Source organism: Winogradskyella eckloniae (genome assembly GCF_013249045.1).
Classification (GTDB): domain Bacteria; phylum Bacteroidota; class Bacteroidia; order Flavobacteriales; family Flavobacteriaceae; genus Winogradskyella; species Winogradskyella eckloniae.
This window is the reverse complement of sequence record NZ_JABRWP010000004.1, coordinates 94,165-109,145: the sequence shown is the minus strand read 5'-3', so window position 1 is coordinate 109,145 and position 14,981 is coordinate 94,165. Positions and strand designations below refer to the sequence as shown.

General features: G+C 32.0%; 11 protein-coding genes. 6 read left to right on the top strand and 5 right to left on the bottom strand.

Annotated elements, in window-relative coordinates:
• Complete coding sequence (locus HNV08_RS08155; protein WP_173280692.1) at positions 1-984, top strand: PorP/SprF family type IX secretion system membrane protein; 984 nt, start codon at positions 1-3, stop codon at positions 982-984.
• Here the strand turns inward: HNV08_RS08155 and HNV08_RS08150 are convergent, their stop codons facing one another.
• Positions 985-1,800 (bottom strand): winged helix-turn-helix domain-containing protein, encoded by an 816-nt coding sequence (locus tag HNV08_RS08150; RefSeq protein WP_173280691.1) that lies wholly within the window; start codon positions 1,798-1,800, stop codon positions 985-987.
• Positions 1,801-2,355: 555 nt separating this feature from the next.
• Between HNV08_RS08150 and HNV08_RS08145 the strand changes: the two genes are divergently transcribed.
• From HNV08_RS08145 to HNV08_RS08130, 4 genes are all read left to right on the top strand, one after another.
• Positions 2,356-3,222: a hypothetical protein gene (locus tag HNV08_RS08145; RefSeq protein ID WP_173280690.1), complete on the top strand. Its 867-nt coding sequence runs from the start codon at positions 2,356-2,358 to the stop codon at positions 3,220-3,222.
• Entirely contained in the window at positions 3,219-7,589 is a 4,371-nt protein-coding gene (locus HNV08_RS08140; protein WP_173280689.1) for a fibronectin type III domain-containing protein, read from the top strand. Before HNV08_RS08145 ends, HNV08_RS08140 begins: the two co-directional genes overlap by 4 nt.
• Positions 7,590-7,660: 71 nt before the next feature.
• Complete coding sequence (locus HNV08_RS08135; RefSeq protein ID WP_173280688.1) at positions 7,661-8,470, top strand: DUF1853 family protein; 810 nt, start codon at positions 7,661-7,663, stop codon at positions 8,468-8,470.
• Between the two features lie 3 nt (positions 8,471-8,473).
• Positions 8,474-9,043: a pseudouridine synthase gene (locus tag HNV08_RS08130; protein WP_173280687.1), complete on the top strand. Its 570-nt coding sequence runs from the start codon at positions 8,474-8,476 to the stop codon at positions 9,041-9,043.
• Here the strand turns inward: HNV08_RS08130 and HNV08_RS08125 are convergent.
• Positions 9,033-9,776 (bottom strand): hypothetical protein, encoded by a 744-nt coding sequence (locus tag HNV08_RS08125; protein ID WP_173280686.1) that lies wholly within the window; start codon positions 9,774-9,776, stop codon positions 9,033-9,035. The genes HNV08_RS08130 and HNV08_RS08125 overlap by 11 nt on opposite strands.
• Before the next feature lie 110 nt (positions 9,777-9,886).
• Entirely contained in the window at positions 9,887-11,401 is a 1,515-nt protein-coding gene (locus tag HNV08_RS08120; RefSeq protein WP_173280685.1) for a DEAD/DEAH box helicase, read from the bottom strand.
• A 137-nt stretch (positions 11,402-11,538) separates the two neighbouring features.
• Here HNV08_RS08120 and HNV08_RS08115 point away from each other — a divergent pair, with 137 nt between their 5' ends.
• A complete protein-coding gene (locus HNV08_RS08115; protein WP_173280684.1) occupies positions 11,539-12,105 on the top strand; it encodes an ExbD/TolR family protein in 567 nt (188 codons plus the stop codon).
• Here HNV08_RS08115 and HNV08_RS08110 read toward each other — a convergent pair.
• Together HNV08_RS08110 and HNV08_RS08105 are read right to left on the bottom strand one after the other, a co-directional pair.
• Positions 12,098-12,424 carry a 3D domain-containing protein gene (locus HNV08_RS08110; RefSeq protein WP_241697196.1) on the bottom strand — a complete coding sequence of 109 codons (327 nt, stop codon included), beginning with the start codon at positions 12,422-12,424 and terminating at the stop codon, positions 12,098-12,100. The two genes, HNV08_RS08115 and HNV08_RS08110, sit on opposite strands and share 8 nt — an antisense overlap.
• A gap of 177 nt (positions 12,425-12,601) precedes the next feature.
• Positions 12,602-14,911: a T9SS type A sorting domain-containing protein gene (locus HNV08_RS08105; RefSeq protein ID WP_173280682.1), complete on the bottom strand. Its 2,310-nt coding sequence runs from the start codon at positions 14,909-14,911 to the stop codon at positions 12,602-12,604.
• Positions 14,912-14,981: the final 70 nt, after the last annotated feature.

Here is a 14,981-nt window from a genome sequence, read left to right as displayed (position 1 = left end):
ATGAAAAAAATCGCACTATATTTTCTCGTTTTGGTCACTGCTCATAGCTTTGGTCAAGAATTAAACTTACCAGTATTTACACAGTATTTATCTGAAAATAATTTTGTAATCTCTCCAACCTATGCTGGAATTGGTGATAACTTAAAAATTAGAGCCAATGGGTTAACACAATGGGTTGGAATTAAAAATGCACCAGATAACCAATCTGTATACGCAGATTTTAGAATTGCCAATAGCACAGGATTAGGTATATCTGCGTACAACGATAAAAATGGAAACACAAGACAAAAAGGTGTTAAATTTTCTTTTGCACATCATTTAATATTAGATTACAAATCAAAACAATACCTATCCTTTGGGCTTTCTTATAATATTAATAGTTTCAGAATAGATATAGAAAACTTTAACACCACTTATGATATCCCTATTTTAGATCCTAGTATTACAGACGACCGCTCTGTTTCTAATAATAATTTTGATGCTGGTATTTTATACCGTTGGAAAGCATTCTATTTAAGTTTTAATGCTAATAATTTTTTAAAAAAAGACACTGATCCTTATATTGGACTAGAACCTAGTCGCTTATTAAATTATCAAATATACTCAGGTCTTGTACTTAAATCTAAGGATAATAAAGATGTAGAATATGAACCTTCTGTGTTTTTTCAACTTTTTGATAGTGACAAACGTTCTAGTACTGATGTTAATTTTAAATACAGAAAATTTAACAGAAAAGGTGATTATTATTGGCTAGGTGCTTCTTATCGTTTTCTTAATGATCAATTTTTTGAACCCTTAAACTTAGGCCCTATGGCCGGAATAACATTTAATAAGTTTTATTTTGGTTATGCGTATCAATTTACGTTTAATGACTTATCAGGTTATAATACAGGTACACATATGATTACTATAGGTCTAGATTTATTTCAAGGTATTAGCAACTGTGCATGTACTAAAGGAACAAGTAAAAGTTATTATAGATAACTATTCATTTATCTCTAATTTATACCCAACGCCATGTACATTAGTAAGTTTAATAGAACTATCCGATTTTAATTTTTTACGCAGTTTAGAAATATATGTATCTAAGCTTCTACCAACAAATACACCTTTGTCTTCCCAAACGCGCTTTGTGAGTTCATCTCTTTTTAGTATTTGATTTGGCTTAGACACAAAAAGTGAAAGCAATTCACATTCTTTTTTTGATAATGCAATTTCTTCAGATTTAATAACCAATTTATTCTGTTCGGGATAAAAATAAAAATTACCTAATTTTTCACCTATTTCAGAAGGGCTTTTAGAGTTAGTTGAAGATCGTTTTAGTTTTATATAGAAAACGCTTATCGACACAACTAATAATACAAAAACAAAAATGATACTATTTTTGTTTTCCACAAAATGATTAGCATTAGTGATAAACACTACTTCAATTATATAACAAGATTTAGGCAAACCTCTACCTATACACGGTATAAGTGTACTATTTTCAAGAGCATTTCTTTGAAAACTATAAACAACATTTTGAGTATCACATGTCTTTACTTCTATTCTATATTGGTCTGATAGTTTCGCTTTTTCAAAACTTTCTTCAACTGCAATGATTAATTGACCTGGTTCAATCGCCAATGTCGTATTAAAGTTTAACAAATATTTATTAGGATTTTCAAATCTTATAGGTAAAACCAATGCGCTACTATCTTTATTTATCAACAGTAAACGATGTCCAAAATCACGGATTGCAATTTTAGTTAATGCTTGTAAATCATCACTAGGATTTAATGTACATGCTACTGTATTCATACAAATTAGCACAATACAAATTATATGGAACGACCTACCTTTTTTTAAACTCATAATAAGTGTAAAGAACTAACAATTCTAAGACAATAAAATATGTTTTCAACATATTTTACACTTTTTTCACCATTTATAGAAGTTATAACGAATTGCTTTTAACTCAAAACATACTAGAATTAAAACATAACATAAAGATGTTTAACTAACAGTAATTCAAAGAATTAAATACAAGATTTTCAGAAAAAATCTAAGAGTAAAGTGCCACTCAAAGAACACCTATTATGTTCAGATTATTTTGACCTATTTAGGCATATTTCAATCCACTTTTATCGTATTTATTTGTATTTCATCAAAAATATTAATGAGATGAATAAATAATTGTGACGTATCACATATTTACGCCTCAAATGTAGTGAAGAATGATTCGTAAAACATATGAATTTTCAACATAAAAAAATGCTTAAATCATTGATATTCGTTCAGTTTATAGGATATTTAGTCTATTAATCGAATAATAAATTCTTTTACTGTTTTAATGGTTAATTTTAGGCACTTTAAATGAATAAAATAAAATTAATATCGCTCGTTAAGATTTGTGCTTTTACCGTTTTTTTAGGGAGAGCTTATCAGTTGTATTTTTTTGGCGGACCATATAGAGCTTTTTTATGGGATGAAAGTTTATTAACACCAATTGTTGAAGGTGTTTTTAACTATGAATGGTTTGATTATGCAACCAGCTCAACTGTAAACACTTGGATTGAAGGATTTACAAAGCTCAATAGTTTTGTTTTTGTTTTAGCTGCATTGTTTAGTCTATTTTGGAGTCAGATAAAATTTATAAAACTTAAACGTTTCGTAATAGGTCTAGGGTTAATTCTATTATTTATTTTAGGTATCTGTATGGTGAAAGATAGAAATTACGATATTCTTCAATTATTTGAAATGAGTATTCAATTGACCGCTCCATTTTTGTTATGGAAAAATATAGAATTGAACGTAGACAACACAAAATTAATCACGGGACTTAAGATAGCCATAGCCTTAACCTTTATACCTCATGGGATGTTAGCCATGGGATTTCCATATAGACCTGGTCACTTTGTAGATATGACAATTTCCATTCTTGGTAGTAATGAAACACAAGCCACACAATTTTTATTTGTAGTTGGCTTTTTGGATGTTATATGTGCATTACTAGCATTTGTTCCTAATTTTTCAAAGTACGCCCTTTGGTACATGATAATTTGGGGATTTGCTACAGCTTTTGCAAGAATAGTTTCTGGCATCAATTTTAATTTTATTTCACAAACAATACATGGCTCTAGCTACTTAACAGTATATAGACTAGCCCATGGCTTATTACCCCTTTTGGTTCTTTTATTTGAAAATAGAAAAGCCGCAACCCCTAAAATACGCATAGCATGAAACATAAATTATTTTTAATCTGCTTTACAGTTTTGTTTAGTATTTCTTTAAGTTTTGCGAACAACGACAAGTATAGAATTATGATCATGGATGATCCTTCTACGACTATTACAATCGGTTGGAATCAAACTTCAGGTACTTCACCAATAGTATATTATGATACTGTAGACCATGGCACAGATCACACACTATATTCAAGTTCTAAAACAGTAGATAGAACTGTGTCTTTTAAAGGAATGGACAATCGATTTGTGCGCTTAACTGGGTTAACCCCAAACACTAATTATTATTTTGTTATAAATGATAGTGATAGTACAAGTCAACGATTTTGGTTTAGAACTGCGCCAAACGATTTAAGTAGACTATCATTTATAGCAGGTGGAGATTCAAGAAACAATAGAACTCCAAGACAAGATGCCAATACACTTGTGAGCAAATTGAAACCTCATGCTGTATTCTTTGGAGGTGACATGACAGATTCTAACAGCTCAGGACAATGGCAAGATTGGTTTGATGATTGGCAACTTACCATTGCTAGTGACGGACGTATGTTTCCAATTATTCCGGCTAGAGGAAACCATGAGTCTGACTCAGAGACCATATACAAGTTATTTGATACACCAAATGCGGATTCTTATTATTCAATTACCTTTGGAAACGACCTTATAAAGGCTTACACCTTAAATTCAGAAATATCTGTTTTAGGAAATCAAAAAACATGGTTAGAGAACGATTTAAATACAGCCTCTACTAATTTAAAATGGAAAATGGCCCAGTATCACAAACCAATGAGGCCACATACAGATAACAAAGCTGAAAACAATTATTTATATGATGCATGGGCTCAATTATTTTACGATGAAGGTGTCCGTTTGGTTGTAGATTGTGATTCTCATTTATCTAAAACGACATGGCCTGTTAAACCATCAGCAGACATAGGAAATGATGAAGGTTTTGTCGTAGAACAAACAAGTGGTACAGTCTACACAGGAGAAGGTTGTTGGGGAGCACCATTACGTGATGCAGACGATGATAAGACTTGGACTAGAAACTCTGGGAAATTTAATCAATTTAAGCTCATTTTCGTTGATGAATTCAAAATTGAATTAAGAACAATCCAAGTGGATAATCCCGGATCAGTTGGCTCTGTTTCTAATACTGACCCCTTTACCCTTCCGGCTAATTTAACTGTATTTAACCCTCCAACTGGCGATGTTGTTACAATATCTAATTCTCCAGATATTAGTTGTCCACCACGAGGTGTTGTTTGTGATGATAATGACCCAACTACCATTTATGATGAAGAAGATGGGAATTGTAATTGTATTGGAGTCGATCAACTTACAACCACTAACGAAACGTATCCAATTGTAGCCTCTGGTGATGATGCAGAAGAATTTATTTCTACAGGTGCTGTAAATATTACAAGTACAGATCTAGAATTTGTGGACGATGGAGGATCAGACCAAATTGTTGGTTTAAGATTTAATAATATCAATATTCCTAAAGGAGCTACAATTCATAGAGCCTATATACAATTTGAGGCTGATGAACAAAATTCAGAAGTTACTAATTTAACTTTTCATGGTGAATTGTCAGATGATAGTAATGGATTTACAACCTCTACCAATGATATATCATCACGACCATTAACATCAAATTCTGAAACTTGGAATAATGTTGCTGCTTGGGAAAATACAGGTGAAAAAGCTTACAAACAACGTTCTCCTTATCTTCAATCTATAGTAACCGAAATAATTTCACAACCAGGATGGCAAGTAGGTAACGCTGTTACATTTATTGTCTCGGGAACTGGAAAGCGTGTCGCAGAATCGAGAAATGGCGATGTAAACGACCATCCTAAATTAATAGTATATTATAATAGTAATTGTCCAATTATCAATGTTTCATCTTCTGGTCTACCAAGCTGTGATAGTAATACTGATATATATTCGCAAGATTTAGTAGTAGAATATACTGTAGCACCAAGTTCTGGTTCTTTGGTTGTAAATGGGCAATCATTCGCAATTGGCACAAGCCCGCAAACTGTTACACTAACAGGTTTAACTGCAGATGGTATCGATGTTGATATCGACGCTTATTTTACTGAAGGCACATGTCACTATCTAAAAGAAAGAGGCTTTGAAGCTCCAAGTAAATGTAGTTTAGGAGGAATTCCAGATAATATACCTGATGATAATACCAATTTAGCATTATTAACAGAAGCAACAGTCTACGGGTCTGCAAGTAATGGTAGAGGAATCCCAACTGATATATTATATGACCCGCTAATTGATGATTATAGAACGGTAACATCATATAATGAATATGGAGTAGCTTTCAATGAAAATCTAGGTTTACCTAGTGTTGACGATGGTTTTAAATGGCAAGTAAATTGGCCAAACGTAAAGTATATGAATTACATCACAATTGGAGGGTCTTACGCAAATCAAGATCAATCTGATTCAATGTGGATCATTAGTCATAGAAAAGATGGTGTTTGGACGATCTTAGATCAAGGCCAAGGCGGTTGGATTGATGATGGTATATATGAATGGGGAGGACCTAACTTTGATCCTATTGAAGCAGACGCATTGCGAGTTCAAGTGTACAGCGATGGTTCAAACAGTTTAGTAAGTATACATTTAAGAGCAAGAGGAGGAACCGCGAATTCTAATAATGATAGCACTACAACACCGAAGGCAACTTTGATTCAATATTTATCGCCAGGTAATAGTTGTGGCATCAATGTGCCTGCGAATTCTATCTTATATTGTAATAGTGCTTGGATTAATACCGATGGACCAGATCATAACTCAGATACAACTAATACAATTATTGCCGACGGTACATATGCTATAGCTGCTGATGAAGAAGTCGTCATTAACGATTTAGAAATATTAAGCGGAGCAACAGTCACTGTAGAAGAAGGCGCAAGTTTAACCGTTAAAGGTGATTTAATTAACAATGGAACCTTAATCTTAGAATCAATTTCAACTAAATATTCTAGTTTAATTGTTGAAGGTACTTCTACAGGTGATATTCAATACAAACGACATATTAACTTTGCAGCAGGTGCTGGTTCTAGTACTAATGCTAACGACTTGATTAGTGCACCAGTTACTGGGCAAAATTTTGGAGATTTTAGAGCGGCTAATTCAAATATACTGTCAGGAAATATTGGAGGAAATTTAGCCTTTTTATTCGGACCTTTTAGTACATCTTCAGATGCATACATTAACTATTCACCATCTGATGATAGTAGTACATTAGATCCAGGTAAAGGGTATAGAACTGGTTCTACAGATGGCGGAACATATACTTTTGACGGAACTGTACAAACAACAAATGTTAATATTCCTATTAATGCTGGTGGTGCCAGTGACTGGAACCTAATAGGGAACCCATACCCTTCTTATATAGACTTTGATACCTTTTTTAATCTCATTAAAACCCAATTAGACACAGGGTCTTACCAAGCCATTTACGGTTATGATGGTAGTGCTCATAATGGTTGGACGGTATTAAACAATCTTACAACAGGACAATTAATTGCGCCTGGACAAGGGTTCTTTGTAAAAAGTAAGTCTGGTGGAGGTACTATTACCTTTACTCCTGACATGCGAACAACCGGAACTACTGACGATTTTATTGCTGGTAGAGGTATTAATGCACACTTCGGTTTTATTAAACTGAATTCTAGCTCAGCGGATTCTAGTTTTAATACAGATTTCTATTTTAACAGTAACGCAACGTCTAGTTTAGATCCTGGTTATGATGCTGCCTTATACAGCTCAACACCTCCTGATTTTTCTATTTATTCGTATTTAGTAGAAAATAATAACGGTACACCATTTGGCATACAAGCATTAAGTGAATTAGCCATGAATGATGTCACTATATCGTTAGGCGTTAATGCAACACAAGGTCAAGAAGTGACCATTAGTATTCTTGAAACTGATTTACCAGATGCAATTAATGTGTATTTAGAAGATACTTTAAATAATACGTATACCTTACTAACTTCTGAAGATTACGTATTTACGGCAAATTCTAACATTTCCGGACCAGGACGTTTTTATTTAAGATTTGAATCCAATGCGCTAAATATCAATGAAACGCTATTAAATTCAGTGCAAATTATTGCAAATCCAAAAACAAAATCAATAGAGATAAATGGACAATTAGATACAGACACCTCGTATGCTTTATACGATCTTCACGGTAGAGCTGTATTAAAAAATAGTCTTGACGATAGAATATCAAATCAAACTATTGATGTTAGCCAATTAACAACTGGTATTTACATAATTGAATTAAATTCTGCAAATAACCAGAAACGAATACAGAAACTTGTAATTAGATAATAAATAAAAAACGCAAAATCAATTTAGATTTTGCGTTTTTCTTTTAATTAAATATATACTTTTATTGTGTCATGGATAAAAGTACTATTCTTCAATTTATAGGTTATAATAACACTCCTTCACTTTTTTTTGAGAACGGTTTTGATGAATTTAAATCTATAGATCTACCAACTAACAAAGACAAACTACCTCCTAATATAGATTTCACAAATCAACGCTTAGGTAAACTGGTTGAAGAATTTGTGTTTTATCAACTCAAGCAATTACCTGATATTAATTGGTTAACTGAAAATCTTCAAATTCAAAATGGAAAACAAACCATTGGGGAAATTGATGCTTTGTTTATTAAAAATAAAACACCTATTCATTTAGAAATTGTTTATAAATTCTATTTATACGACACACTAAAAACCTATTGTAATCCACTCTCTTATTGGATTGGTCCCAACAGAAATGATACTTTAGTTTATAAATTAGAAAAACTAAAAACAAAACAATTTCCATTATTATATAAAAATGAAACTGAAAAAGAACTCAAAAAGCTTAACCTAAATAGCGATACAATAGAACAACAATTATGTTTTAAAGCACAACTGTTTGTACCCTATTATGATAGTGAAATAAACGCTTATCCTTTAAATAACAAGTGTATTTCAGGAATATTTTGCTCTATAAAAAACATTAACATTTTTAACTCATTAGAATTTTATATTCCTAATAAGTTAGATTGGCTTATCGTCCCTCACATTGCCGTAGATTGGTTAACATATTCTGAAGCAAAACATTTCATTGAAGAATTTACTAATCAAAACAAATCGCCTATGGTCTGGTTAAAATATAGTAATACGAAAATAGAAAAATGCTTTATAACCTATTGGTAATCTATGAAAAACGAAGTGTATTATAAAATTTATAAACCTTACGGGTATTTAAGTCAATTTGTAAACCATCAAAATAAACGAAAATCGAAAAAACTCCTGGGTGATTTATTTAACTTACCCATGAATATAATGGCTGTTGGTCGATTAGACGAAAAATCAGAAGGGTTATTGCTATTAACATCAGATGGAAAGTTTAGTCATTACATTACAAGTAGCAAAATAGAAAAAGAATACCATGTTATGGTAGATGGAATAATCACTACCGACGTAATTAGGTCTTTATCTAATGGTGTTGAAATTTCTGTTAATGGAAAACCTTATAAAACAAAACCTTGTAAGGCAAAAATATTAAAGGACACTCATCATATCATTGAGCGTTTTGTTAGAGAGGAACGCCATGGACCAACATCTTGGCTGTCCATAACTTTAACTGAAGGAAAATTTAGGCAAGTAAGAAAAATGACGGCAAAAGTAGGATTTCCAACATTAAGATTAATTAGAGTAAGAATTGGGCATATTCATTTAGATCACATGCAACCTTCTGATATAGAAACAATAAATACTAATTATTAGAAGCTGTTTCTTGTTCTTCTTTATCTTCAGCTTCTTTTTTAGTAATAATCATTTTCTCATTATTGAAAACAATTGTTGCTTTAACACCTGTTAAAAGATTCCACTCTTTTGAAGAAATCACATTGCCTTTATCGTCATACACCACAAATTCGGCAGTATTAGGACCAGAATCTCCTTGATTTAACGCAACAATATCTACTGTATTCTTACCATCCAATAAATTTACTTCTACACGTCTATAACTACTTGTTAACAATAAATTGTTTTTAATAACTGCGCCATTTATTAAAATCTGAACACGGTCACCATCAGGATATTGATGATCTCTACAAACTATATTTACAAACTTAGTATCTACATTATGTTCTCCCAAAAACTGATCAGACATTTCTCTAATGATACCTCCTTTTACAGCGTCTTTATTCCATCTTTTTTCGTAAATCTCACTTGGACTTTTTAAACCATCATCTTCAATCATTGAAAAAGGTTTTTCACGCTCTCTAATAATGAATTTTTCTTCCCCGACTTTAGACTTACTCTCGTTCTTTTTGTCCTCTTCTTCTTTTTTAAGCTTAGGTGCAACTTTTACCTTAACTAAAGACGAATCTTTATCTTTTTTAGATTCTACAGCTGGTATATGAATACTCTTTGTCTTTTTATCTTTTATTTGGGCAAAAACCATAGTACTACAAAGTAGACTAAACACAACTAATATGAATTTATTGGCTTTCACTATATTATATTTTGTTTGTTTTCATTTATAAGTGATGATTCAAAAATCATTCCCAAATAGTAATATATTCAAATTAAATCTATAATATTAGAAATTTTTACAAAAAAAAGTTAAAACTTTCCGTTAAAACTAATTCTTAAACGTCTATTATATTCTTCGAATAGCCAATCCTTATAATTTTGAGTACTATTCATAATGCAATAACAATATTGTTTTACTCTAAACGCAATTTCATCTTGAAGCTCTTTTATTAAATCTCTTGCATCATAAACATCCTCACTGTTTTCAATGCAAATTTTAGAATGTTGCGCAATGGAACGTTCTATAACTGTAAATGATTTTTTACCTGAATTAATAACCTCTTTGTATTCTGCTTTTACATCAAAATTTAAGGTATATGATTTTTTAAACTTAACCTTTAAGGATTCTGGCATGGTGTATACAAAATCACGTTCTAATAATTCATCATCAATTATATTTTCTAAATATAAATCTGGATTTTTAAAAATATGTTGCCAATCAACAGGTTGATTCCAAGGTCCAAAACGAGCTTCGTTATTACCTAAATCAATAACCTGAAATATATTTCGATCTTTATAGATTCTGCTGCCTCGACCAATCATTTGAAAATATAAGGTTAAAGATCTCGTCGCTCTATTTAATACAATGGTTTCTACTGTTGGCTCATCAAATCCTGTCGTTAAAATACTCACAGAAGACAACACAGCGTCTGGTGTGTGTTTAAACCATTTCAATATCTCTTTTCGTTCTTGTTTACTGGCTGTATTATCAAGATGTCTAACGTTATAACCTGCTTTTTTAAATGTATAATATACTTCTTTTGACGTGTAAATTCCATTATTAAAAATTAACGTTTTTTTACCTTTTGCCAATTCCTCATAAGCCGACAACAGTTTTGTTTGCATTAAACTATTTGTGTATAATGCTTCTGAAGATTTTACAGTATAATCACCATTAATTCCTATTTTTAATGAGGTTAAGCCTACATCATAATTAAAGACTTCTGCATTGGCCAAAAATCCATTTTTTATCAATGTTGAAATATCATCACCTACAATAAGCTTATTATAATTATCCTTCATAGGTAGCTTTATATTACTACTTAGAGGTGTTGCCGTTACACCTAAAATAAAGCAATTCTCAAAAAACTTAAATAATTTTCTAAACGAATTATAGTGTGCTTCATCAATAATAACTAACCCAATGTTTTTAAGCTCAAAATCATTATCAGACAAACGATTGTTTAAGGTTTCAACCATTGCTACAAAACACTGATACTCATCTTGATCTGGTAGGGTTTTAACTTTACTATTTATAACTTTGTTCTCTACATTAAACCCAGATAATACATTTGAAGTTTGTTTACAAAGCTCAATTCTATGCGTTAAGATCACTACTTTTTTCTGGTGTTGTTCTACATAGCGTCTTACGATTTCAGAAAAAATTACCGTCTTTCCGCCTCCTGTAGGCAACTGATATAATAGATTAAAATCGTCTGACTCATTTTGCATAACATCAAATATGCGATTAAGGTCTTTTATCTGATAATCATAAAGACTTTTCTCATTTGCATTTTTTTGAATGATTGTGGTATCTGACGACATATTTAAATTTTAGCACGAGGTTAATTTTGCAAAAATAGGACATTGAAAGGGTTTTTAATGTGAATTGTTAACAAGATTTAACAAGATTGGTACTGTTCTTGTGAATGTTAAAGAATTAACATTTAAATAATTATATTATGAAATCATTTAGAAGACACTCTGCATCGGTCAATGCAGGTTCTATGGCAGACATTGCCTTTTTATTGCTAATTTTCTTTTTAGTTACCACTACAATTTCTGCCGACAAAGGTATTTTAAGACAATTGCCCAAAATTTGTGAAACAGCAAATTGTGTAGCCGATATTGCAGAACGCAATCTTTTACGTATTTCGGTTAATGACAATCAACAGATCCTCATAGATGATGCTGTAGTTAAGCTGAGTGAAATACAAACAACTGTTGAAGCATTTTTAGATAATAACTGTTTAGGCACCTGTGATTATTGTGAAGGTCTTAAGGTTGCGACCTCTGCAGATCATCCTAAAAAGGCTGTCATCTCTTTAAGTCATTCTCCACAAACTACCTATGAATATTTTATTGCTGTACAAGACGAAATTACTAAAGCTTATTACAATCTCCGAGTTAGATATGCCAAACATAAGTATAACAAAGCTCCTGAAGCGCTAACTAAAACAGAGCTAAAGGACGTTCAAAGTGCTTTTCCATTTATAGTCTCAGAAATTATGGTAAAACCATCTAATTAGTAAGCGTATCCTTTTGAGGTATACAATATTGAATTTCTACTTTTTTCTTGCCCCATTTCTTTGCTTTTTCAATATCGTTACCCATGTAAATATCTATTCGGTTTCGCCAACGACGATGCATTTTGTCTTTAACGGTATATAAACTATCAAACCCCTTAATTTTCACTTTTGTATTATGTACCAATCCTGAGTCTAATAAATCTCGAGACACTGCAATATATCTTAAACCAGGTTTTAAGCTATCACCAAAAGCCGTAATAGAAGGGTTAGAATTTGTTTGGTAGGCTAATGAATTATAGGCTGTAGCGGTAACAATCATTGTTTTATTAATACAATGGTCCTCACCTTTGGAACTGCAGCTAAAAAATAAAAGTGTCACTAAAAGTGATATTGATTTAAAATAGTTCATCTCAAATAGCTCATTAGGCTAAATATAAGAAATAAAAAAGTCAGTTACTATGTATACAACTGACTTTTTTTCTTTTACGATCTACGTTTAACTTTTTATAAGTTTTTTAATTATAGCGTTAGAATTCGTTGATATTTTCACAAAATAGACACCACTTTGATATTGAGACATATCGATTTGATTCAATAAGCTAGAATTTAATTTGCCTTTAACAAGCTCTTGCCCTAACGTATTAATAATGGAATAATCAACCTTTGCGTTTAAATTAGTTACATCTATATTTATTATATCTTTAATTGGATTAGGATATACCTTTATCGCATTACTAAAATCTACATCAGTTATACTTAATGCATCCGTTGCATAAAAAGTAATGGACTCTTCGGTTGTAAAATCACCACCAGAAACAATAACAATCCCATTTTCATCAGTTAGCGAATACGAACCAGAACCAAAGGAACAACAAATTCCATCATCATAGGCATCAAAAATTGTAAATGTATAACACTCATTCGTTGCTGGTAAAGTAATTATTTCTTGGTAAGTCGTATTATTAGAGTAACTAAAAAGAGGACCATTATCAATTATTGTTCCAGAACTATTTTCAATACTCCATGTGGTTTCATCACCATAATTATCTGTTGTAATATCAAATGTAACAGTAGCAGTCGCGTATGCTGGCGGAACATCAAAATTAAATACAAATGAGTTATTCGTTGAGTTTTCATCCGAAACACCATTAGGATTGGTTACATTAACCACAAAAGAATGGCTTCCAGTAGCTAAATTAGTATATAAAGGATTTGCCACAACCAAACTCGATCCACTTGGTATATTTCCTGTCCAACTTATAGTTGTACTTGCTTCATTATCTATATAATATTCAATAGTAGCAGAAGTTAATGCGAAATTACCTGGATTCGTTAAGGTAAGTTGAGGTGTAAAATCTTCTCCACATAAAACATCATTATTAGACCCTGTGTTTACAGCAACATCATTATCATAAGTTTGTAACGCTGGGAATTGCCCTATTGAAGTTACACCAGAGTTAGAAGGATCTAACCAATCCTTTAATCTCGTTGATGAGGATGTTCCATAATCCCATGCAACTCCAAACCTACCATAGAAATCATATTGACCATTGTTTGAGGTATTGTTACAAGCGGCAGCGCCTCCTGATAACATACCTATTAATTCACCATTTTCGTTAAACAAACCAGATCCTGAAGACCCTTGCTCTGTAACACCTAACTCCCACTCCGTGATATACCACATTTGGGTATTGGCATTGCCATTAAAATTCACCACATTTCTTACAGCACCATCATCATCTCTACACGTTTTTTGAATATCTCCACTTGGATGGTGTATTCCAAAATTTACATTAGGCGTTTGTGTCGTAGAATTATTCCAACCAGACCAAACCACATCAGGATTATTATTAAAGAAACTTGTATCTGTAATTTCTACTAATTCCATATCAGATTGAGAGCTATTTGCTCTTAATATAGATCCACTAACAGTTTGATTATAGCTACCATTAGGACTACTCGCCGTTGTACTACATGAAGGTGTAGGACTTCTCCAATTAAATCTAAATGCCCAACTTCCTTCGCCTCCTCCACAATGATTTGCTGTAATAAAATAAGGCGTTCCATCATTATTTGTATTATTGACTAATGTCCCAGAACAGAATCCTGAGCCACCTGTAACAAGCATACCTGCAGCCTTTTTTACATTTTCTTTTACTGTATTTAAGCTATATGGATCACTTGCTGGTGCAATATCACAATCGACATCCTGATTACAATTACCAGAATCTCCTAAGGCTTTTTGATAAGATTTTGCTGTACGATATCCATGCACCACAGATCCAACGACTATAGACGCTGTGCCAGTAACATGTGCTGGTTGGTAATATTCAACAATAGCTTGATCACCTTCTACCATCCAAGTTCCTAAAACATTTTCTTCATTATTATTAAAATGTGAAAAAGGTCTTAATACATCCGTTTTTTCACTATTGTATACATATAATTTTGCACCTTCAGGAATATGAAATACATCAAACATAAAATTTAACGTTAAAGCATCTTTCGACGTGTACGCCATTCTCCAAATACGATCACCATTTTCAAGAGTTGTCCATTCGCCTACACTATTAAAATTATGGCCAACATATAACTGATGACCAAATCGCCAAGGTATAGACTTATTGGTGTCATTAACGAGATCTTCATCTATTAATTTTTGCAAATCAAAGGATGGTAACTTATACGGTTTTAGCGTCGTTAAATTTTTATAATGCCAACTCGGCGGTTTAATATCTTCTGGGATTTGCTGCGCAAACGAAAAGATAGACATAAACAAAAAAGAAAATAGTAATTTAAACTTCATAAGGGAAAAATTAATTAGTTGCTAAATTTAAGCATTTAATTTATTTTTAATATAAATAGTATCGTTAAAG